The organism is Kribbella soli (genome assembly GCF_004331345.1).
GTDB lineage: Bacteria > Actinomycetota > Actinomycetes > Propionibacteriales > Kribbellaceae > Kribbella > Kribbella soli.
The window spans coordinates 262,901-283,223 of record NZ_SJJZ01000005.1 but is presented as its reverse complement, the minus strand read 5'-3'; the positions used below and the strand labels follow the sequence as shown (position 1 = coordinate 283,223).

Genomic DNA, 20,323 nt, shown 5'->3' with positions numbered 1-20,323 from the left:
GGTCAGGCGGCGGGGCGTTTGTGGGGGGTGATGGCGCGGATCGGGGCTTCCACCATGTAGATCGTGGAGCGGATGGCCGACGAGTGCCACACGTTGCGCCATCTCGACCATTGGCGCCGCTTGTCCACGCAGACGACCTTGGTCTCGACCACTGCATCCGGATGGCCGAAGTGGGCCGCCACGTTGCCCAGGGTCTGGCTCCAGAACAGGTCCTCCTGGCGATGGCCTCCCATCGTCAGGGCCAGCTCGAAGATGGGGTCCGAGGCCCGCATCAGCACCTGGGACTGTACGACGGTCTCGTCGTCCTGCCGCGCCGCACTGAACGTGATCCAGCCCGCGAACATGTGCCCCTGCGGCGTCATCAGCGTGAACGACTCCTCGTCGGCGTACAGCACCATCACCCCGGTCGACAGCGTCGTACCGCCGGGCATCCGCAGGTTCAGGAGCGCGACGTCACCGGGTTCGATGCCGGTGAGCGGTGCGTAGAAATGGTTGCCCTTCGGCCAGAACTCGCCGAACTGCCGGCGCCAGGTGGCGATCAGCTCGGTCGGTGTGACCCGCTCGCCCGGCAGACGGACCACGTAGGTCTTCTGCCACATCTTCCCGAACCCCTGGATCGGGCTGGTGAGCTGCCGGCCGTCCACGTTGAGGTTCACGGCGCCGTCGGGCACCTGTGCGACCTTCAGTCGCGAGACCAGTTTGGCCCAGTTGGCCGCGTCGCGGTTCGCCGCGGCGGGCTGCTCGTCGTTGCTACTCATGGTGTCCGCCCCTCTACGCCGCGCCGGCCGCGGCCAGCGCGTCCTGCTCGGTGTCGTGGATGCCGATCGCCTCGTCGAGGCGGGTCAGCTCGAAGATCTGCCGGTAGTGCTCGGACAGCCCGTACGCCAGCAGCCGTTGCGAGCGCCGCCTGGCGCGCACCAGCAGGGTGACCAGCAGACCGATGCCACCGCTGTTCATGTACGACAGGCCGGCGAAGTTGAGGATCACCGCCGTGACGTCCCCCGCGCCCTCGTACGCCTTCATCAAGACGTCCTCCGAACCCGCTGTCACGTCTCCCCGGATATCGAGGACACCGGCCGTCCCCTGCCGGCGTACGTCGAATGTCGCTGTTGCCTCAGCCATTTCCGTCCCCTCCCGCTCCCTGCACGGCCCTCTGTACTGCGCTGTCCTCGTCGTCCTCGATCGCCATGAAGTCGGCCAGTCGGGTGATCTCGAAGATCTCCCGGTAGTGGTCGCTGAGTCCGTAGGCCCGGATCGGGATCCGGTGCGTCCGCGCACTCGCGAGCAGGCCGACCACCAGCGCGATCCCGGTCGAGTTGATGTAGCCGCTGTTCTCGAAACTGAGCACCACGGCCTCGGGTCGCTCGCTCGTCGCGGCGGTCCAGGCTTCGTCCAGGGCCGGCTCGGCCGCGGCGTTCAGGTCACCGATCAGCTCGATGACCGCCACGCCTTCCCGCCGCCGGACGCGGGCGACCGCTTCACGTGTCGTCATCGTCGTCTCCTTTCTCCTGCACCGCTTTCTCCGGCACCGCTTCGAGGTGCATGACGAGTTCGACGATGTGGCGTTCTCCGACGCTGGTCTCCCGCGCTTCGTCGACCATGTTCTTGATCAGGAACAGTCCCCAGCCGCGCGGCCGCTGCAGTCCGGCGAGCTTCGCCTCCAGGTCGGGTACTTCGGTCTCGCCGGGAGCAGACGTGCCAGACCTCGAGACGCCACCGAGGTCGGCGACCTCGACCCGGACCTGGGTCGGCTCGCCGTACACGCGCACGGTGACCGGACGGTCGGCGCGGTAGGAGTTGCCGTGCTCCATCGCGTTCATCGTGGCCTCGGCGACCGCGGTCTCGAGGCGGCGCAGCCGGGCCGCCGGGAGGCCGAGCGGGCCGACCAGGCCGGCCACTCGTTCGAGCGCCAGCCGCTCGTTGCCCTCGACGCTCGGCACCTCGAACTCGGCGAGCAGCTTCGGACTGATCCTGCCGTTGCCCGGCGCCGGCTCCCGTTGCAGCACGACCATGGTGATGTCGTCCTCCTGCTCGGCGCCGGGCCCGGTGTGGGCGTGCAGATCGGCGAGCACCAGCTCGATCAACTCGCCGCCGCCCGGGTAGCGCGCCACCAGCTCCTTGAGGCGCGGGAAGCCGAACATCTGTCCCTGCGGGTCGTGCGCTTCCACGATGCCGTCGGAGTGCAGCAGCAGCGAGTCGCCGGGCGCGAGCAGAGTTTCGTGCTCCTCGTACGTCATCCCGCTCATCAGGCCCAGCGGCATGCCCCGGGCGCGCAACTCGACCGACCCCTCGGCGGTCTTGACGTACGGCAGATCATGACCGGCGTTGGCGAACCGGAAGCGGCCGGTCGCCGGATCGAGAACGCCGTACAGGCAGGTGACGAACATCTTCGCGGGCATGTCCGGGCAGAGGTGCTCGTTGACCCGCTCGAGCACCTGGCCGGGCTCGATCAGTCGCTGGGCGGAAGCGCGCAGCACGCTCCGGGTAGCAGCCATCACCAGTGCGGCCGGTACGCCCTTGTCGGTCACATCACCGATCACGAAGCCGACCTGACCGTCGGCCAGCGCGATCACGTCGTAGAAGTCACCACCCACTTCCCGGGCCGGCTGGTAGCACGCCGCGACCTGCCAGCCGGACAGTTCGGGCAACTCCTTGGGCAGGAAGTTCTGCTGGATCAGCCGGGCGACCTCGAGCTCCTGCTCGAAGCGCTGGCGGGTCCGAGCTTCGGCCTGCTGCTGGCGGACCAGTTGGCCGACCCGCAGGGCGGGCGCGGCCTGCGCAGCGAGATTGTCGAGCAGTCTGCGGTCGTCGCTGGAGTACTCCTGCTCGGACCGGCGCGGCCCGAGGTTGAGCACACCGATCAGCTCGCCCTGGCTCACCAGCGGTACGGCGAGCTTGACGCCGGCGGCCTTGAGCTCCGCCAGGGCCGGCGAGTCGAGTTCCAGAGCCTCCACGTCCACCGCGCCGCTCGCGCTCTGCAGGTAGGCGAGGAGTGGGTCGTTGGGTGCGATGTCGACGGGCGTTGGCTCGTCGCCCGGAACCGGCTGCACCAGCTGCTCGGACGCGGGCCGTCCGACTTCGGCGGCGGTTCGCCTGCGGAAGCGGCGGAGAGTGCTGCTCAATGCGACCATCACAAGCCCTTTCTACGGACCCGGCGTCCGGGAATCGTTACGGTCACGCAGCCACAGCGTCACGTGCGCCGGTTGCATCGTGTCGCGTACGACGTTGCGCAGGTCAGCGCCCAATGCGTCCAGATCCAGTTCGTGACGCAGTCGTACGCCGAAAGCCTCCAGCGTGCGGGCGGCGTCGTACCGGCGCCGGAAGAACCGCCGGTCCACCACTGCCTGGATGCGCGACCGGACCGGTCGGAACAACCCCGCCACCGCAAGTGTGGACACCGCGACCGCCGGTCCTGAGCCGTGCGTCACCGGACGCAGTACGAGCTGGAACACGAGCACACTGCCCAGATATCCCGCGGCGAGCGTGACCGTTAGAGCGCCGTACACGATGGTGCGGTTGATCACCACGTCGATGTCGTAGAGGCGATGGCGCAGAATGCCGATGCCTGTCGCGACGGGTAGTCCGAGAACGCTGAGCAGGATCGCGACGTTGGCGACGGCAGGGGTCAGGAGGTCGTAGCCTGCGGTGCCGATGGCGATCATCGCGGCCGCGAGCGCGCCGGCCCAGACCAGCCACTTGATCTGCTGACGCTGCTCGAAACCAGCTCTGCGGAACCGCAGAATCAGCGCCAGCGGCGAGGCGACCAGCACACACAGCACCACCAGTGCGGACAGACCTTCACCCACCGTCCGTACGACAGAGTCGATCGCGTACGGGTTCGGCAGGCCGGGGTAGTCCTCGAGCGCACCTGGCTGTGTGGCCGACGTCAGGAAAGCGGCGGCGATTCCGAGCCCGGCGCACCAGGCCACCGGTCGCCAGCGGCGGGACGGAAGCCGACCGTCGGGAAACAGCAGTGGCAGGTACGCCACCGGGACCAGGACGACCGGAATCCACGACGCGGTCGCGTACCCAGCGGCCGCCTCGGCCAGGAAGCCGGCTGAACCGGATCCGGCTTGCCGGTAGTCGGCGTACCCGGCGGCCAACGATCCCAGGCCGTTCAGCACCGCGGACGCACAGAAGATCCAGCCGATCGGATTGCGCGGGTGCCGGGACGTGATCATCAGGCCGACGGTGCAGAAGACCAGCACCATCACGATGCCCAGGCTTCCCCAGCCGAGGTCGACCGTCCCGGCGGCCGCGGCCAGAGCCGTGGCGGTCGCGGTGAGAGCCACTGACACACCGCTCAGGACCCACGCCAGGACAGGTACGGCGCGGGCGCTCATCGAGGACTCCGCAGCCACAACGACATGTGAACCGGCTGCACGGTGTCCCGAACCACGGCCTGCAAGTCGTTGCCCAGCGCATCGACATCCAGTTCGTCGCGCAGCTGTACGCCGAATGCCGCCAACGTCCGCGTCGCGTCGTACTTGTGCCGGAAGAAGCGCCGATCCACCAGGAGCTGGATCCGGCGCCGGGCCGGACGGAACAGCGCTGCGACCGCGAGCGTCGACATCGCGACCGCCAGGTCCGATCCCTGGGTCAGCGGATCCAGCACCAGTTGCAGGAGCAGCACGCTGCCGAGGTACGCCGTACCGAGCGTCAACGTCAGTGCCGCGTACACCAAGGTCCGGTTGATGACGATGTCGATGTCGTACAGGCGGTGGCGCAGGATCGCGATGCCGATCGCGGACGGCAGCCCGAGGAGAAGCAGGACGACCAGCGACCACCAGGCGATCACCTGCACCACGTCCAGCGAGGGCGGGACGTTGTCGCCTGCGACCAGGCCGACGAGCGCGAGTACGACGAACGGAACGAGGGCCACGATGCAGATGTAGGCGAACCAGGTGACCTGCTGACGCTCGCGACCGTGCGAACGGCGCAGGCGCAGGAAGACGGACAGCCCGCCGAGCACGAGCGTGCCGGCCGCGAGCAGCTCGCCGGCGCCGGACAGCCAGGAGTGCGCGTCGCCGACGAGCCCGCTGACCCCGAGCGGATTGCGGATCGGGCGATCTGCGTGGATGTCCAAGACGCCCGGCGCGAAGGCGGTTCCGGCGATGTTGGCTGCCACACCAGCCACACCGATCCCGACGACGGCCCGCCACCGTCGTGACAGCAGCCGACCGGTGGGGAACACGAGGGCGAGGAACAAGGCCGGCAGATAGAGCCACACGAACAGCAACCAGCTGTTGAGCCAGCCCGCCCAGGCCGCGCCGGGCAGGGTTGCCCGGCTGACGTAGACGCTCATCAAGGTGTCGATGCCTAGGGCAACAGCGGCGACGAGCAGCAGCCACCCGACCGCGTTCGTGGGTTGCCGTGATGCCACCAGCGCGCCGACGAGCGCGAACCCGATCCCGGTCGCGACCAGCGCGTCCGACGCGTTCCCGTCGCGCACCGCCACGAGCACCGGCGTTGCCACCGCCAGCGCCACGAAGAGCCCGAACAGGCTCCACGCGAGCCACTTGGCGACGCGGCCGCTCATCGTTCGGCCTTTCGCAACCACAGCGTCACGTGCGCCGGCTGCATGGTGTCGCGCACTACGGACTGGAGATCGGTGCCGAGGGCATCGAGATCCAGTTGGTCACGTAACCGGGTGCCGAACGCCTCCAGGGTCCGGGCCGCGTCGTACCGGCGCCGGAAGAACCGCCGGTCGACCAGGCCCTGGATCCGCGACCGCACCGGGCGGAACAGCCCCGCCACCAAGAGCGTCGACACCGCGACCGCGAGGCCCGATCCCTGCGTCACGGGGCTCAGGACCAGCTGCAGCAACAAGACGCTTCCGACGTACGCCGCTCCCAGTGTCACGGACAGAGCGCCGTACACCAGTGTCCGGTTGATGACGACGTCGATGTCGTACAGGCGATAACGCAGGATCGCGAGTCCGACGGCCCCCGGGATGGCCAGCAGCAACCCCGCGAAGGCCAGTTCGGAGACCGGGATGCCGGCGAGGCTCAGATTGGTGAACGAGAGCGCTGTCGTGACGGGAATCGAGCCGATCAGGAGGGCTCCCAGATAGAACATCCACGAGATCTGCTGTCGTTCCACACCGCGCGATCGCCGGAAGCGCACCGCCAGTGCCACCAGCCCGAAGACGAGCCCGGCGGCCAGGACGGGTGCGGCGAGATCGCCGACCGTCGACGCGCTGGGGACGGACACCGGGAACGGGTTCGAGACCGTCGGGAAGTAGTGCAGCTCCCCCGGCGCGAGCAACGTCCCGGCGACGTACGCCGCTACGTCGAGCGCCACCGCCCAGATGAGCCACCGCCACCTACGCGACGGCACGTGCCCGGTCGGGAAAAGGACGAACAGCAGGAGCGAGGTCGCCGCGACCGAAGGCCAGATCACGGCATCGGCCACCAGACCGGTCCAGGCTCCCCCAGGCAGAGCGCCCGGCGAGCGCAGCAAGGTGTAGGTGCCGTACTCGAGCAAGGCCTGCGCGAGGGTGTTTCCCAGACCGGTGGCGAGGAGCAGCCAGCCGATCGCGTTGCCCGGTTGGCGTGCGGCGATCACCGCACCGACCGTCGGAAAGCCGAGGATGGCCACGTCGACCACGGCATCCAGCGAGCCGTACGAATCCGCCGGCCGGACATCTCCGTTGAACACGAAGAGTACGAGCGCGACCGCGGTCAGCACGACGCACAGTCCCCACACCGACCAGGCCAGACGGGCAGCACTCACGCGGACCGCCACTGAAGTCTCCCCCTCCCCTGCAGGCATGGAACTCCCGATTCCCCAGTGGACGACACGTTCGCAGTCCAGCGTGCAAGAATCGTTACGGTTTCGGTGCGCGGTCCGCCGCGCCGCCGGCGCACGGGGTGGGGGTGTGGTGATCGAGGTCAGTCTGTTGGGTCCGCCCCGGGTCGAGCGGGCGGGAACGCTGGTCGGGTTCGATACCCGCAAGGCGGTGGCGCTGCTCGCCCATCTGGCCCTGGCCGACCGGCCGCGCCCGCGGGACGCCATGGCCGATCTGCTGTGGCCGGACAACGACATCGAGCACGCCCGCGGTGCGCTGCGGCGGACCCTGTCCACGCTGCGCGCCGCGATCGGGCCCGAGTCCCTGGAGACCACGCGCGATCACGTACGCCTGATCAAGAGCCAGGGCTTGGCCGTCGATGTCGACCGCTTCCGGGCCCTGGTGGCCGAAGGTGATCTGGAGACCGCGGTCGATCTGTTCCGCGGCGACTTCCTGGAAGGCTTCGGTCTGCGGGACGCCCCCGCTTTCGAGGATTGGGCACGCAACCAGGCTGACAACCTGCGCCGCGAACTGACGAGTGTCCTGGCCCGGCTGGCGGCCGACTTGGAAGCGGCCGGCGACTCTTCGGCCGCGCTTGTTCACGTACGTCGCTGGCTGTCGCTCGACCCCCTGCACGAGCCGGCGCATCGCGCGCTGATCCGGCTGTATGCGCTCACCGGCGACAGGGCCGCGGCGCTGCTCCAGTACCGCCAGTGCGTCCGCACGCTCTCACGCGAGCTGGGGGTGTCACCGCTCCCCGAGACCACCGAGCTCTACGAGGCCGTCAACACGGGCACCCTGGTCTCGGCCGGCGCGCCCCCTACCGCGGAGGGCGCTGGGGCTCCGGAGCAAGAGACCGAGCTGACCCAGACGCCGTTCGTCGGACGGAACGACGACGTACATGCCGTTCGCGCGGTCTACGATGCGATCGATCACGACGGCCGGCTGGTGGTGGTCGAGGGCGAGGCCGGTATCGGCAAGACGCGCTTGGTCGACGAGCTTCTCCTCGATCTGCGCAAGAACGGTGCCGCCGTACTGGCCGGCCGTGCGTACGAGGACGAGGCGACGCTGGCCTACGCACCGCTGGTCGACGCGCTCCGGGCCCGCCTGCACGACGACAACCGGTGGATCGGCGATGTGCCGGCCGAGTCGCTCGCGGAAGCGTCGCGTCTGCTACCTGAGCTTGCAGAGGCCCGGCCGACGGTCGGGCCCGACGGTCCGGGGGCCGAAACCAGGTTCCTGGCCGGCGCGTGGGACACCCTCGCGACCGCTGTGTCGGGGACGGTTCCGGGCGTGATCCACATCGACAACGCGCAATGGCTCGACGAGGCTTCCCTGGTCCTGCTCAGGTACGGCGTACGGCGGCTTGCCGGGCGCCGACTGCTGATCATCCTCGCCTGGCGGACACCTGCTGACCGCTCGGCCGCCGGCATCGTCGGGGCAGCCGCGCGAGGCGTTGGCGCCGTACGGCGGCTCGCGCGGCTGGGGACGGACGCTGTCGACGAGCTGTTCGCCAAGGCACTACCGGGGACGAACCAGGACCTGTCGCGCCGGCTGTACGACGAAACCGAGGGCGTGCCGTTGCTGGTGGTCGAGTACCTCGACGCCTTGAAGACCGGTTCGGACGAGAACTGGCCGGTCCCGGCCGGTGTCAACGACCTCCTGCGGGCACGGATCGACAGGGTCAGCGAAACCGGCAGGCAGGTCTTGGCCGCTGCCGCGGTGCTCGGACGATCGTTCGACGTCGACACGGTTCGGATCGTCAGTGGGCGCACTGACGAGGAGACCGTCGCCGCGCTGGAGGAGTTGGTGCACCGCGGGTTGATCCACGAAGGCGCTCTCGACTACGACTTCGTCCACGATCAGTTGCGAAGGCTGGTATCCGGGGACACCGGCCTGGCCCGCCGCCGCCTGCTCCATGCCCGGGCGGCTCGCGCCGTCCGCGGCCCGGCAGCAGCAGTCGCCCGTCACCTCGAGCTCGCCGGTCAAGACCAGGAGGCCGCCCGCGTGTACGCCGGCGCCGCCGAACAAGCTCGCGCGGTCCATGCCAACGCGGAAGCCCTCGAACACTTCCACGCGGCGCTGGCGCTCGGACACGAGGAGCCGTCAGCCCTGCACGCCTCGATAGGAGACCTCGAGACGCTCGCCGGGGATTACACCGCCGCGGTACGCAGCTACGAACTGGCGGCCGCGGAAGCCGCCACGGCCGACCTGCCCGGGATCGAGCACCGGCTGGGACGTCTGTGTCACCGGCTCGGCGAATGGGCCCTCGCGGAGGCCCATTTCCGCGAGGCACTGGAGGCCTTGCCACCCGATCGGCCCGCCGAGCTCGCCGGAGTCACGGCCGACCTCAGTCTGACCCACCAGGAGGCAGGCGACGCCGCAGGTGCGACGGACCTCGCCCAGCAGGCCCTCGCGTTCGCCACCGCGTCAGGCGACCGGCGGGCCCTCGGCCAGGCACACAACCTGCTCGGCATGCTCGCGACCACATCCGGCCGGCTCGACGACGCCTTCCAGCATCTCGAGGCCGGCCGCGACCTCGCGGAGCAGATCGGCGACCTCCCCGGCCGCGTCGCGGCTCTGAACAATCTCGCCCTCGCGCACCGAGCAGGCGGAGAGCTGGAACCCGCTCTCGAACTCGCCGCCACCGCACTCGGTCTGTGCAGCGAGCAAGGCGACCGGCACCGGGAAGCCGCGCTGCACAACAACCTCGCCGATCTGCACCACGCCCTGGGCCATCCGGACGAGACGATGCGGCACCTGAAGTCCGCGGTGGCGATCTTCGCCGAGGTCGGCGCGCCGCACGGCCCGGGCCCGGAGATCGCCGCCGAGCCACGGCCCGGCCTCTGGAAACTCGTCCGCTGGTGACCGGCCGCCGGATTGTTTGCGTCCGGGTACGTTGAAGCTATAACGACCAACGTTTCTCGCCATCGTGACCGGCGCCCGGACCCGCGCAGGAATGCCGCCGTGGAACACCATCGGCCGGACCCGGCCCCCACGATCGAGGATTACCATGGCTCTGGACCACGACAACTACCGGCTCGACCACCTGCAACTGCCCGCGCACGTCCACGTCCGGATCCGCGGCGAATGGCGATCGGGATGGCTCATCGGCTGCGACCGCCAACTGTCCGGGTGGCACGGCCTCGTCCAGTACCAGGACGACGACGAGGATCAGCCCGAGACCACGACGTGGTTGCGCGCTGAAGATATCGCTGCCGACGGCGGCGGGTAACAGCCCAGGTCAGGCGCGGGACGACCTCGGTAGCAGCAGGCTGATCAGTGCGATCGCCGTACCGAGGCCCGCCGCGACCAGGAACACCCGGTCGTACCCGGCCGGCAACGCCTCGGCAGTGGACGCCCCGTCGCCGGCGACCGTGGTCAGGACCGCCAGACCGACCGATCCGCCGACCTGACTGGCGGTATTGGACAGCCCGCCGACGATGCCCGCATCCTCGGCGGCCGCATCGGCGGTCACCGTGGCCATCAGGGTCGGGAACGTCAGTCCGATCCCGGCCGCGACCAGCAGCGTCGGTCCGAGCAGACCGGTCAGGTAGCTACTGTCCGCGGAGGCCTGCGAGAGCCAACCGAATCCGGCCAGGAACAGCGCCGAGCCGGTGAGGATCAACGCCCGTACGCCGACCCGCGGCAACAGTGCCGTGGCCAGGCGCGCGACCACCACGAAGGTCACCGCCGCAGGCGTCTGTCCGAGCCCGGAACGCAGCGCGCTGTAGCCGAGGACGTTCTGCAGGAACAACGACGAGAAGTACCACATCGCGATGGCGATCCCACCGAACAGCAGCAGCATGCCCGTTCCGACCGCCACACTCCGGCTGCCGAACAGCCGCAACGGCACCATCGGCTGTACGGCGGTCCGCGCCTCGACGACCGTGAAGGCGACCAGCAGCACGAGACCCGCGACAACCGGCCCTGCCACTCGCAGCGCGGTCCAACTGTGGTCCGCGCTCTGCATCACCCCGTAGATCGCCGCTGCGAGCCCCGCGGTCGCCGTGACCGCACCGACGAGGTCCAGAGACTCGCGCCGTACAGGTCGGACCGCAGACAGGGACAACAGCGCCACCACGATCAGTGCCGCGCCGATCGGAACGTTGATGAGGAAGACCCATCGCCAGGAGAGCCCGGTGGTGATCGCGCCGCCGGCGACCGCGCCCGCCGTACCGCCGATCCCACCCGCCGCGGACCAGGCGCCGAACGCCCGGGCCCGCTCGTGCGGTTCGGTGAAGGTCGTGTTCAGCACGGCCAGCGTCGCCGGGGCCAGCATCGCCGCGCCGATTCCTTGGACGATCCGCGCCGCGACCAGCACCGCGGGCGTGGTCGCCACGCCGGCAACGAGACTCGAGGCAGAGAACACGGCCAGTCCGACGACCAGCATCCGGCGTCGGCCGAACAGGTCCGCGGCGCGGCCGCCGAGCAGCAGGAAACCGGCGAAGGTCAGCAGGTAGCCGTTGACGACCCAGGCCAGGCCGACGCCGCTGAAGCCCAGCTCCCGCTGGACCGAGGGCAGCGCGACGTTCACGATCGAGGCGTCCAGGATCACCATGAACTGGCTGACGCACGCCAGCGCGAGGACCATCCGGAGCGACCTGGTCGAAGCCGGCCGTGTCTGCGCAGAGGCGCGCATGATCAGGCCCTCCCGTCGATCGTCGGGTAGTCGGTGTAACCCCGGTGGTCACCGCCGTAGAAGGTGGCGCGGTCCGGCGTGTTGAACGGGCCGCCGGCCGCGAGCCGGGTCGGCAGATCGGGGTTCGCCAGGAACAGCGCCCCGAACGCGATGAGGTCCGCCGTACCGTCTTCGATGAGTCCCAGTGCGTCCGGGCCGGTCGGCTCGGATCCGGTGTCCGGGTTCAGGATCAGCGTGCCCGGCCACTCCTTGCGCAGCCGGTGCGTCAGGTCGCGTTGCCCCGGAGCCTCCATGACATGCAGATAGCTCAGGTCGAGCGGCCTCAGGCGCGCGAGCAGCATGAGGTAGGTGTCCTCCGGATCGTTCTCCTCGATGCCGTTCGCCGAGCTGCCGGGGGCGATCCGGAGTCCGACCTTCCCCGGGCCGGTCACCCCGGCCACGGCCCTCGCCAACTCGACGACGAACCGCGTCCGGGCCTCGGGCGATCCACCCCAGTCGTCCGTACGGCGGTTCGTGTTGGGCGCGAGGAACTGGTGGATCAGGTAACCGTTGCCGCCGTGCAGCTCGACGCCGTCAAATCCGGCCGCGAGCGCGTTGCGCGCGGCGGTCGCGTAGTCGTCAACGGTCTGATGGATGCCGGACTCCGTCAAAGCTTTCGGGGTGACCAGGTCCTGCAGGCCGTCGTCCGTGAAGACCTGGCCGGCGGCAGCCACCGCGGACGGGGCGACCGGGTGCAGGTCGTCGGGCAGCAGACTCGGGTGGCCGATCCGACCGGTGTGCAGGAGCTGCGCATAGATCACGCCGCCGGCGCGATGCACCGCGTCGGTCACCGCTCGCCAGGCGGCGACCTGTTCCGCGGAGTGCAGTCCTGGCGTGTCGGGGTACCCCTGACCGACCGGGGACGGCTGGGTTCCTTCGGTGACGATCAGGCCGGCACCCGCCCGTTGGGCGTAGTACTCGGCGGCGAGGTTCGCCGGGGTGGCGCCGGGTCGGTCGGCGCGGCTGCGGGTCATCGGGGCCATGACGATGCGGTTGGGCAGGCGGACGTCCCCCAACGCGTAGGGGTCGAAGGCGGTGGGCATGGTGGATTCCGTTTCTAGACGAGCTCTCGCCGACATGGAGAGCAATTACCTGTTCGAACAGTTAATCACACCAGATCCATTCCGCAAGCGGCTATCGGGCAGGCGTGGTAGGGTTCAGCTGTCCGAACAGCTATATGAGGTGACGATGACTTCTGGCGATCAGGCCTCCATGCCTGCACAGCCGCTGACCAACGCGATCGTCCGAGTGGCACGCCTGCAGCGCATGCTGGCGCAGCAGATGCTGCGCGGTGTCGGCCTGCACCTCGGCCAGGAGCTGGTGATGATGCAGCTGTGGGAGCGTGGTCCGCAGACCCAGACCGAACTGGTCCGCACGCTCGACTCGGACTCCGCGACGATGACCCGGATGGTCCGGCGGCTCGAGAACGCGGGATTCGTCCGCAGCCGGCCCAGCCCCACCGACAAGCGCGCCACGATCATCGAGGCGACCCCCGCCAGTCAGGCGGTTCGCCGCGAGGTCGAGCGCAGCTGGGCAGACCTCGAGAAGATCGCGGTCGGTGACCTCACCGCGGCCCAGCAGTCCGACGCTCTCGACGTACTGCGGCGCCTTGAAGCCAACCTCGACGCGGCCGCTCGGAGCACGACCGCGTGAACGCCGGGTCTTGGCTAGCGCTTTCCGGACCAGACAGGAGTAGTGTCGAGGTAGTTCCGGAATCCGTTGACATCCGCTTGAGGTGCCGGCCGCACCGGCCCTCTCCCCCCAGGGGATGTCATGTCTGCATTTCGTCGTACCCCGACCACACCCGAGCCCGCGGCAACAAAGCCCGCGCCGCCGCCGACCGACGACCTGGCACCGCTGGGGTCGGCCGTGGACGAACTCCTCAAGCCGATCCAGCGAGCGCAGGGGAACGCGATGACCCGCTCCTGGCGCCGTCTGGTGCGTCGCCCCAAGGCCTGACAATTGGCCCCCTGATCTCTGCGGGGATTGGACCATGGGGCTGGGCCGGTTCATGTCTAGGTTGAAGGCATGAGCACAACAACGCGGCGGGTCAAGCTCGCCAACCTGGTGCCGGACTTCTACAAGGCGATGATCGAGCTGGACCGGGTGTCGGACGACGGGCTCGACCCGAAGTTGGCGCACCTGGTCCGGATCCGGGCCTCGCAGATCAACGGATGCGCGTACTGCACCGACATGCACTCGCTCGACCTGCTGGAGTTCGGCGAGGATCAGCAGCAGCGGATCACGCTGCTGCCGGTGTGGCGCGAGGCGCCGAAGTTCTACACCGAGCAGGAGCAGGCTGCGCTGCAGCTGGCCGAAGCGATCACGCTGGTGAGCGTCGACCACGTCCCGGACGACGTGTACGAGGTCGCGGCGCAGGCGTTCGACGAGAAGGACCTGGCGCAGCTGATCGCGCTGATCATCACCATCAACATGTGGACCCGGGTCGGGGTCACCGGTCGGATGGAGCCCGGCCACTACAAGCCGTGAGGTCGCAGCGATGACAGCCGAACTGTTCAGAGCACTTCACCACGGCGGCACTCCCCTGGTTCTCCCGAACGCCTGGGACCCGGTGAGCGCACGTCTGGTCGCCGAGGCCGGCTTCTCCGCGGTGGCCACGAGCAGCGGCGCAGTCGCCCGCGTGCTCGGGTACGACGACGGGCAGCTGACCCCGCCGGAGACGATGTTCGCCGCCGTGGCGCGGATCGTCCGCGCGGTCGACGTACCCGTCACCGCCGACGTCGAGGCGGGGTACGGTCTGCCGCCGAAGGAGTTCGCGGAGCGGTTGCTGGAGACCGGCGCGGTCGGCTGCAACCTCGAGGACTCGGTCGGCGGTGCGTTGGTCGACATCGCCCAGCAGGCGGACTATCTGACCGAAGTACGTGCCGCCGCGGGGGCCGAGCTGGTGATCAACGCGCGCGTCGACACCTTCATCCGACCGGTGGACGACCCGGTCGACGAGGCGGTACGGCGAGGGCGCGCGTACCGGCGCGCCGGGGTGGACTGTGTGTATCCGATCCTCGCCCCGCTCGACCAACTCGCCCAGGTGGCCGAAGCGGTCGGCGGACCGATCAACGGGCATGCGAAGACCGGTGGACCGACGCCGGCCGAGCTCGCGGCAGCCGGCGCGACGCGGATCTCGTACGGGACGAGCGTGCACGAGTACGTGATGGCCCAGCTTCGGGAACTGCTGCCGACGCTAACGACGTAAGGCGTAGACGAGGGCCCAGTCCTGGTCGTTCGCGAGCGGGTCGGCGATGTGAGCGGGCTGCCCGTTGACGCAGCTCGGGTACACGAACGCGCAGGTCGCCGATCCGTCCGCGGCGAAGCTGACCAGGTTCGCGCGGAGGATCGCGTCCTCCGCGCGATCCAGCCACGCGGCTTGCTCGGGCGTCACGAGTTCCCGCGGCCAGGCGGCGTACACGACGGCGCTCAACGCGGACCAGTAATGCGGGAAGACATCGCCCCACAGGCGCAGCCGGCCGAACCAGTAGCCGTCCCAGTGCCGGATCGGCACATGCCGCAGTCGTACGTCGGGCTGGTCGGCGGCGAACGCGGTCAGCCAGGGGAGGCGACGGGTCAGCTCGGCGCCGTCGATCTGGTCCGGTGCGATCCGGTACGCCGCAACGAGCAGCTCGAGAAGCGGGGCGACCATCGACTGCTCGTAGTTCACCTCGTGCGGCGGCAGCTCGTCGCCGTACCCGATGAAGGTCTTCGCGTGCCGGACGAGGTGCTCGTGGAGGCCGAGTTCGCTCAGCAGCGGGCCGAGGTCGAAGGCGAGGAAGTGGTCGCCGCCGAGTTCGTAGTACCGGTTGAGGATGCGGGTCGCCCCGGCGCGATCACCCTGGCCGAGCAGGAAGCGGGCGAACCACGGGAAGTTGTACAGGCGTACGGCGTTCTGGTGGACGCTGTCGTCCTGGATCGTGCCTTGCTCGTCGAGCAGATGCTCGCGGACGAACTGCTCGTAGCCGGCCAGCGCCTCGTCCAGTTCGGCGCGGTCGCCCCAGCCGCGGTCGCGAACCTCCTGCAGCAGAAGGGCCATGCCGACGCGTTCGCGGGCATCGGACCAGTCGCGCCAGGCGCTGGACAGGACGGTGAGACCGCTCTCGTTGTCGTACGGCACGAACGCGAACTTGCGGCTGTCGGACAGCTCCGGCCGCCGCTGACGGTCGAGGACGAAGCGGGCGCGGCGCTCGGCGATCGTCCGCAGCGGCTCGTGGAAGAGGACCGCGATCCGGGACCTGCCGTCGGGTGCTTCGACGTACGTGATGCCGGGCTCGGCGCTGGTGATCTCGCGCCCGTCGTGGAGCCCGATCGTCTCGTCGACCTCGGCCGCGAGGCGGTCGGCGTCGATGAGCGGCGCGCGGTCCGCGTGGAAGGCGGGCAGGTCGTCGTACCAGGCCAGCTGCCAGGTCCAGCGGTACGACGCTCCCGGTGCGAGTGTGATCGCCGGTTGGCCACCCATCGCGGCAGGTACTCGTGCGTGGTCGGTGACATGGAGGTAGATGTGGCCGCGGATGTTGCTGCTCGTGCCGGGCTCGCGGGACTCGACCGAGTACGCCCAGAGCTCGCCCTCCTTGAGCTGCAGCCCGAGCCCCGGTCCGCTGCCGTCCATCGGCACCGCCCAGACCCACGCGTCCGCGCCGCCCGTCCAGACGTGTGCGTGCACCGCACCGGTGAGACTCTCCCGGCTCGACGTGTAGACATCGCGGTACGGCGTACTGATCGCCAGCGAACCCAGCTCGATGGCGTCTTCGCTCGTGTTGCGGAGCTCGTACGTCTCGGTCCACTGCTCACCGAAGCGGCGGCCGACGCGGAGCTCCAGGTCGCCGAACCGGTACATCAGATCGATGCCGCTGCTCCGCCACCGGGTGAACGCCGGGGCGTCGAACCGGTGCGCGCCGCGGTCGGTGATCACGAATCCCTTGCCCCAAGCATGCAGACTGTCGTGCACCGAGCTCTCTTCGAGCAGAACACGCCGTCCGTCCGGGTGCAGCACCTGCGCGACCGCCCCGTCGTCGGCGAGCTCGACCGTCCCGCGACCGAATTCAAAACTCTCCACGATTCGCCAACCTATCGATGTCGAGAACCGTGCGGCGGCTTCGTCCCCCTGATGAGAACCAGCCTCCTCAGATTGGAAACCGAGATGAACCAGCAGCAGATCGCCGAGATCCTCGCCAAGCCGTACTCGCAGCAGCTCCTGAACGGCCACGAGCCGGCCCGCTTCGCCTATGACGGCCTGGACGGTGACCCGCGGGTGATCCCGATCGGGTTCTGGGTCGAGGGCGAGCAGATCGTGATCGCCACCGTTCCGAAGTCCGCCAAGGTCGCCGCCCTCCGCAAGAACCCGAAGGTCGCGCTCACCATCGACACCGGCGCGTTCCCGCCCAAGGTGCTGCTGCTCCGCGGCACCGCCGAGGTCACCATCGTCCCGGGCGTCCCCGAGGGCTACCTCGTCGCCGGCCACAAGGTCATGACCGACGAGCAGTACCCGGGCTGGGTCGAAGGCGTGAAGGCCCTGTACGACGAGATGGCCGTGATCACGGTGACGCTCACGTGGGCCAAGCTGCTCGACTTCGAGACCACGATTCCGAAGGCCGTCGAGGACCTGATCAAGGAGAAGTCGGCCGGCTGATTCGCCCGACCGGCTGCCGGTACGCCATGCTTGCGATGGCATACCAAAAGCTGGAGAGGTTCGATGAGCGAGAGTCGGGAGTCCGAGACCGAACGGGTCACGCGGCAGCTGCGGGGTGAGATCCTCGACGGCCTGCGCCCGCCCGGTGAGCGGCTCGTCGAGCGGGAGCTGGCGGCCGCGCTGGACGTCAGCCGGGTGCCGGTCCGGGAAGCCCTGAAGGCACTCGTCAGCGAGGGCCTGGTGACGTTGCGGCCGCGCTCGTGGGCGGTGGTGCGGACGTTCACCGATTCCGACATCGCCGACCTGACCGAGGTCAGGACGGCGTTCGAGCCGCTGACGTTCCGGCTCGCTGCGGAACGGCGTACCCGGGAAGGACTCGACCGGCTGCGGGCGGTTCTGGACGAGCAACTGGCCGCGGCGCGGGCGAAGGACGCCGTCGTCGCGCGGCGGAAGGCGGCCGACTTCCACGAGATCGTGACCGAGCTCGCGTCCAACGAACTGCTGGTCGAGATCGAGCGCCCGTTGCGCAGCCGGATGCGCTGGCTGCTGACCCAGCACGACGACCTGATCGCGGTCGCCGGCCAGCACCTGGAGCTGTTCACCGCGATCGCCAACCGGGACGTCGCGGCCGCCGAACGCCTCGCCGAGGAGCATCTCGCCCAGTCGCACGTCCTGTTCCGGAGCAGCCGCGGCATGGAATGAAGACCCTCCGCAATTTGGTATACCATTTCCGGCATGACCTCTTTGCTGCTTGCTGACGTGCGCCCTTGGGGCGGCGATGCGGTCGACGTGACGATCGTCGACGGCGTGATCTCGGACCTCTCCCCCGCCGGGAACAGCACAGCGGTCGAGGACCGGATCGACGGGCGTGGGCTGCTGGCACTGCCGGGATTCGTCAACGCGCACGCGCACGTCGACAAGAGCTGGTGGGGCCAGCCGTGGGTGTCGTACGGCGGACAGCCGACCACGCAGGGCCGGATCGCGCACGAGCGCGCGGAGCGGGACAAGTACGGCATCCCGAGCGTCGGCGGCGCGAAGGCCGTGCTGCGTGAGTTCCTCCGGCACGGTACGACGGCGACGCGCACGCACGTCGACGTCGACCTCGGCGTGGAACTGCGTGGCATCGCCAACGTTTTGGAAGCCGCGGCCGCGCTCGACGGCGCCGTCGACGTGGAGATCGTCGCGTTCCCGCAGGACGGCGTACTCCGGCGCCCCGGCGTACTCGACCTGCTCGACAGGGCCGCGGCCGAAGGAGCGACGAGCATCGGCGGTCTCGACCCGGCGACGATCGACCGCGACCCGGTCGGCCAGCTGGACGCGCTGTTCGAGATCGCCGCCCGGCGCGGAGTCGGGATCGACCTGCACCTGCACGACCACGGCGACCTCGGCGCGTTCCAGTACGAACTGATTGCCGAGCGCACCGTGCACGCCGGTCTGCACGGCAAGGTGAACGTGTCGCACGGGTTCGCGCTCGGTGAGCTACCCCCGGCGCGGCGGGCCGAAATGGTCGACCAGCTCGGCGAGGCCGGGATCTCCTGGACGACGGTCGCTCCGGCCACCTCGGCACCGCTCCCGTTCCGGGAGATGCGCGCCGCGGGCGTCCTGATCGGGCTCGGTACCGACGGCATCCGGGACCTGTGGTCGCCGTACGGCGATGGTGACCTGCTGCAGATCGCCCGCGGTTTCGCCCGGCTGCACGGGCTCCGCACCGACGAGGACCTGACGTACGCGGTCGAGCTCGCGACGACGTACGGCGCCGCCTTCGTACACCGCGAGAACCACGGCCTGACCGTGGGCGCTCGCGCGGACATCGTGCTGCTCGACGCCGAGAACGCGCCGGACGTGCTGGTCCGCGCGCCGCGTCGTGAGTACGTGATCGCCGGCGGGCAGGTCGTCGTCCGCGACGGCGAACTCCAGGTGTGAGTACCGGCACTGCGGTCGGACGCACGCTGGGCTCGCTCCGGGACAACCGGGCGTTCCGGCTGTTCTGGTTCTCGAACCTGTTCTTCTTCGGCGGCGTCTGGACGCAGACGCTCGTGCTCGGATGGCTCGCCTGGGAGGCCACCCACTCGGACTTCCTGGTCGCCGTCTACACGGCGGTGCGGTTGGCTCCGTTGCTGCTCGGGCCGTTCGCGGGTGCGTTCGCGGACCGGCACAACCGGGTGCGACTGCTGATCGTCGCGGCCTCGTGGGCGCTGGTGGCGGTCAGCGCTGTCGCCACGCTGGCGTCGCTCGGCAAGGCGTCGTACTGGGTGCTGGTGGTGGGCGGGCTGGCGATCGGCCTCGCGCAGTCGCCGTCGCAGCCGGCCCGCGCCTCGCTGGTGATGGACCTGGTCGGCCGGCAGAACCTCAGCAACGCCAACGCGCTGAACTCGATGGCGCTGAACATGACGCAGGTGATCGGCCCCGCGGTCGGAGGCCTGATGATCACCGGCTTGGGCGCGCCGGCCGCGTTGTGGGTCTCGACCTTTTGGTATGCCATTTCGCTGGTCACGTTGCTGCCGTTGCGCGCGTACGGCCGGGTAGTCGGCGGGCACACCGGATCGGCGCTCCGGATGGTCACCAGCGGTCTCCGCGACCTCGCCCGGAACCGGCTGGCCTCGACCGTCCTGCTGATCACGCTGGCCGCGAACACGTTGCTGTGGCCGATCGCGCAGTCCTTCATGCCGGTGTTCGCGCAGGAGTCACTCGGGCTCGACGCGGCCGGGCTCGGCTGGCTGCTGACCTGCGCCGGCGTCGGCGGGCTGACCGGTTCGCTGGTAATCGCCTGGCTCGGCGACTTCCGGTTCAAGGGCGGGATGTTCGTGGTGGGTACGGCGATCTGGGGCACGTTGTGGTCGCTGTTCGCGCTGTCCCACGACCCGGTGGTGTCGTTCGTGCTGATGACCGCGATCGGCGTGATGAGCGCGGCGTTCGGCGTACTGCAGACGACGCTGCTCCTGATGACCACCGACGAGTCCCTGCACGGCCGCGCACTGGGCGTCCAGGAACTGGCGATCGGCATCATGCCCGTAGCGTCCCTGGCCCTGGGCGCCTTCGCGGAGCACTACGGCGTCGGGATCACGACGTTCGTCAGCGGCGTCGTCCTGGTCACCGCGGTCGCCGCCCTCGGCCTCTGGACGCCTTCCCTCCTCCGCTACAGCGGCGTCCTTCGGTAACAAATGGGCGTTCCTGGCAACCAACTGGGAGTCCCACTGCATCTATAGGTTGAGTCCGG

At 69.5% G+C, this 20,323-nt stretch carries 20 protein-coding genes; 10 read left to right on the top strand and 10 right to left on the bottom strand.

Annotated features, from left to right (window positions below):
- Positions 1 to 2: 2 nt before the first annotated feature.
- The 7 genes from E0H45_RS37025 to E0H45_RS36995 are packed head-to-tail and all read right to left on the bottom strand — an operon-like array spanning position 3 to position 6,735.
- Positions 3 to 758: a hypothetical protein gene (locus E0H45_RS37025; RefSeq protein WP_131346509.1), complete on the bottom strand. Its 756-nt coding sequence runs from the start codon at positions 756 to 758 to the stop codon at positions 3 to 5.
- A 13-nt stretch (positions 759 to 771) separates the two neighbouring features.
- Entirely contained in the window at positions 772 to 1,122 is a 351-nt protein-coding gene (locus E0H45_RS37020; protein ID WP_131346507.1) for an STAS domain-containing protein, read from the bottom strand.
- Complete coding sequence (locus E0H45_RS37015; RefSeq protein WP_131346506.1) at positions 1,115 to 1,492, bottom strand: STAS domain-containing protein; 378 nt, start codon at positions 1,490 to 1,492, stop codon at positions 1,115 to 1,117. Before E0H45_RS37015 ends, E0H45_RS37020 begins: the two co-directional genes overlap by 8 nt.
- The gene (locus tag E0H45_RS37010; protein WP_131346504.1) at positions 1,479 to 3,131 is read right to left on the bottom strand and encodes an ATP-binding SpoIIE family protein phosphatase; all 1,653 of its coding nucleotides are present in this window, start codon (positions 3,129 to 3,131) and stop codon (positions 1,479 to 1,481) included. The genes E0H45_RS37015 and E0H45_RS37010 overlap by 14 nt, the downstream gene beginning before the upstream one ends.
- A gap of 12 nt (positions 3,132 to 3,143) precedes the next feature.
- Positions 3,144 to 4,343, bottom strand: a complete 1,200-nt coding sequence (locus E0H45_RS37005; protein WP_131346502.1) for a hypothetical protein — start codon at positions 4,341 to 4,343, stop codon at positions 3,144 to 3,146.
- Complete coding sequence (locus tag E0H45_RS37000) at positions 4,340 to 5,539, bottom strand: hypothetical protein (RefSeq protein ID WP_131346500.1); 1,200 nt, start codon at positions 5,537 to 5,539, stop codon at positions 4,340 to 4,342. The genes E0H45_RS37005 and E0H45_RS37000 overlap by 4 nt, the downstream gene beginning before the upstream one ends.
- The gene (locus E0H45_RS36995) at positions 5,536 to 6,735 is read right to left on the bottom strand and encodes a hypothetical protein (protein ID WP_131346498.1); all 1,200 of its coding nucleotides are present in this window, start codon (positions 6,733 to 6,735) and stop codon (positions 5,536 to 5,538) included. The genes E0H45_RS37000 and E0H45_RS36995 overlap by 4 nt, the downstream gene beginning before the upstream one ends.
- 148 nt (positions 6,736 to 6,883) lie before the next feature.
- On the opposite strand from E0H45_RS36995, the gene E0H45_RS36990 reads away from it, so the two are divergent.
- Together E0H45_RS36990 and E0H45_RS36985 are read left to right on the top strand one after the other, a co-directional pair.
- Positions 6,884 to 9,658, top strand: a complete 2,775-nt coding sequence (locus E0H45_RS36990; RefSeq protein ID WP_131346496.1) for an ATP-binding protein — start codon at positions 6,884 to 6,886, stop codon at positions 9,656 to 9,658.
- A gap of 145 nt (positions 9,659 to 9,803) precedes the next feature.
- A complete protein-coding gene (locus E0H45_RS36985; RefSeq protein WP_131346494.1) occupies positions 9,804 to 10,025 on the top strand; it encodes a hypothetical protein in 222 nt (73 codons plus the stop codon).
- 9 nt (positions 10,026 to 10,034) lie between these two features.
- Here the strand turns inward: E0H45_RS36985 and E0H45_RS36980 are convergent, their stop codons facing one another.
- Positions 10,035 to 11,384, bottom strand: a complete 1,350-nt coding sequence (locus E0H45_RS36980; RefSeq protein ID WP_202872705.1) for an MFS transporter — start codon at positions 11,382 to 11,384, stop codon at positions 10,035 to 10,037.
- Positions 11,385 to 11,434: 50 nt separating this feature from the next.
- Positions 11,435 to 12,514, bottom strand: coding sequence for an alkene reductase (locus E0H45_RS36975; RefSeq protein ID WP_131346490.1), 1,080 nt, complete (start codon positions 12,512 to 12,514; stop codon positions 11,435 to 11,437).
- A gap of 145 nt (positions 12,515 to 12,659) precedes the next feature.
- Here E0H45_RS36975 and E0H45_RS36970 point away from each other — a divergent pair, with 145 nt between their 5' ends.
- The 4 genes from E0H45_RS36970 to E0H45_RS36955 all read left to right on the top strand — a co-directional run bounded on the left by E0H45_RS36970 (position 12,660) and on the right by E0H45_RS36955 (position 14,682).
- Complete coding sequence (locus E0H45_RS36970) at positions 12,660 to 13,124, top strand: MarR family winged helix-turn-helix transcriptional regulator (RefSeq protein WP_202872704.1); 465 nt, start codon at positions 12,660 to 12,662, stop codon at positions 13,122 to 13,124.
- A gap of 120 nt (positions 13,125 to 13,244) precedes the next feature.
- Positions 13,245 to 13,430, top strand: a complete 186-nt coding sequence (locus E0H45_RS36965) for a hypothetical protein (protein ID WP_131346488.1) — start codon at positions 13,245 to 13,247, stop codon at positions 13,428 to 13,430.
- A gap of 69 nt (positions 13,431 to 13,499) precedes the next feature.
- Positions 13,500 to 13,961: a carboxymuconolactone decarboxylase family protein gene (locus E0H45_RS36960; protein WP_131346486.1), complete on the top strand. Its 462-nt coding sequence runs from the start codon at positions 13,500 to 13,502 to the stop codon at positions 13,959 to 13,961.
- A gap of 10 nt (positions 13,962 to 13,971) precedes the next feature.
- Complete coding sequence (locus tag E0H45_RS36955) at positions 13,972 to 14,682, top strand: isocitrate lyase/PEP mutase family protein (protein ID WP_131346484.1); 711 nt, start codon at positions 13,972 to 13,974, stop codon at positions 14,680 to 14,682.
- Here the strand turns inward: E0H45_RS36955 and E0H45_RS36950 are convergent.
- Positions 14,671 to 16,533: a hypothetical protein gene (locus E0H45_RS36950; protein WP_238155606.1), complete on the bottom strand. Its 1,863-nt coding sequence runs from the start codon at positions 16,531 to 16,533 to the stop codon at positions 14,671 to 14,673. The genes E0H45_RS36955 and E0H45_RS36950 overlap by 12 nt on opposite strands.
- An 84-nt stretch (positions 16,534 to 16,617) precedes the next feature.
- Here E0H45_RS36950 and E0H45_RS36945 point away from each other — a divergent pair, with 84 nt between their 5' ends.
- The 4 genes from E0H45_RS36945 to E0H45_RS36930 all read left to right on the top strand — a co-directional run bounded on the left by E0H45_RS36945 (position 16,618) and on the right by E0H45_RS36930 (position 20,264).
- Complete coding sequence (locus tag E0H45_RS36945; protein WP_131346482.1) at positions 16,618 to 17,106, top strand: pyridoxamine 5'-phosphate oxidase family protein; 489 nt, start codon at positions 16,618 to 16,620, stop codon at positions 17,104 to 17,106.
- Between the two features lie 63 nt (positions 17,107 to 17,169).
- On the top strand, positions 17,170 to 17,808 hold the full coding sequence (locus E0H45_RS36940; protein WP_131346480.1) for a GntR family transcriptional regulator: 639 nt from the start codon (positions 17,170 to 17,172) through the stop codon (positions 17,806 to 17,808).
- Between the two features lie 33 nt (positions 17,809 to 17,841).
- On the top strand, positions 17,842 to 19,029 hold the full coding sequence (locus E0H45_RS36935) for an amidohydrolase (protein WP_131346478.1): 1,188 nt from the start codon (positions 17,842 to 17,844) through the stop codon (positions 19,027 to 19,029).
- Positions 19,026 to 20,264 (top strand): MFS transporter, encoded by a 1,239-nt coding sequence (locus E0H45_RS36930; RefSeq protein ID WP_131346476.1) that lies wholly within the window; start codon positions 19,026 to 19,028, stop codon positions 20,262 to 20,264. Before E0H45_RS36935 ends, E0H45_RS36930 begins: the two co-directional genes overlap by 4 nt.
- Positions 20,265 to 20,323 lie beyond the last annotated feature (59 nt).

What these genes read in the sequence shown, in the direction of transcription:
- E0H45_RS37025 (WP_131346509.1), bottom strand. Translation starts at nt 758, where the DNA reads ATGAGTAGCAACGACGAGCAGCCCGCCGCGGCGAACCGCGACGCGGCC.
- E0H45_RS37020 (WP_131346507.1), bottom strand. Translation starts at nt 1,122, where the DNA reads ATGGCTGAGGCAACAGCGACATTCGACGTACGCCGGCAGGGGACGGCC.
- E0H45_RS37015 (WP_131346506.1), bottom strand. Translation starts at nt 1,492, where the DNA reads ATGACGACACGTGAAGCGGTCGCCCGCGTCCGGCGGCGGGAAGGCGTG.
- E0H45_RS37010 (WP_131346504.1), bottom strand. Translation starts at nt 3,131, where the DNA reads ATGGTCGCATTGAGCAGCACTCTCCGCCGCTTCCGCAGGCGAACCGCC.
- E0H45_RS37005 (WP_131346502.1), bottom strand. Translation starts at nt 4,343, where the DNA reads ATGAGCGCCCGCGCCGTACCTGTCCTGGCGTGGGTCCTGAGCGGTGTG.
- E0H45_RS37000 (WP_131346500.1), bottom strand. Translation starts at nt 5,539, where the DNA reads ATGAGCGGCCGCGTCGCCAAGTGGCTCGCGTGGAGCCTGTTCGGGCTC.
- E0H45_RS36985 (WP_131346494.1), top strand. Translation starts at nt 9,804, where the DNA reads ATGGCTCTGGACCACGACAACTACCGGCTCGACCACCTGCAACTGCCC.
- E0H45_RS36980 (WP_202872705.1), bottom strand. Translation starts at nt 11,384, where the DNA reads ATGGTCCTCGCGCTGGCGTGCGTCAGCCAGTTCATGGTGATCCTGGAC.
- E0H45_RS36975 (WP_131346490.1), bottom strand. Translation starts at nt 12,514, where the DNA reads ATGCCCACCGCCTTCGACCCCTACGCGTTGGGGGACGTCCGCCTGCCC.
- E0H45_RS36970 (WP_202872704.1), top strand. Translation starts at nt 12,660, where the DNA reads ATGACTTCTGGCGATCAGGCCTCCATGCCTGCACAGCCGCTGACCAAC.
- E0H45_RS36965 (WP_131346488.1), top strand. Translation starts at nt 13,245, where the DNA reads ATGTCTGCATTTCGTCGTACCCCGACCACACCCGAGCCCGCGGCAACA.
- E0H45_RS36960 (WP_131346486.1), top strand. Translation starts at nt 13,500, where the DNA reads ATGAGCACAACAACGCGGCGGGTCAAGCTCGCCAACCTGGTGCCGGAC.
- E0H45_RS36955 (WP_131346484.1), top strand. Translation starts at nt 13,972, where the DNA reads ATGACAGCCGAACTGTTCAGAGCACTTCACCACGGCGGCACTCCCCTG.
- E0H45_RS36945 (WP_131346482.1), top strand. Translation starts at nt 16,618, where the DNA reads ATGAACCAGCAGCAGATCGCCGAGATCCTCGCCAAGCCGTACTCGCAG.
- E0H45_RS36940 (WP_131346480.1), top strand. Translation starts at nt 17,170, where the DNA reads ATGAGCGAGAGTCGGGAGTCCGAGACCGAACGGGTCACGCGGCAGCTG.
- E0H45_RS36935 (WP_131346478.1), top strand. Translation starts at nt 17,842, where the DNA reads ATGACCTCTTTGCTGCTTGCTGACGTGCGCCCTTGGGGCGGCGATGCG.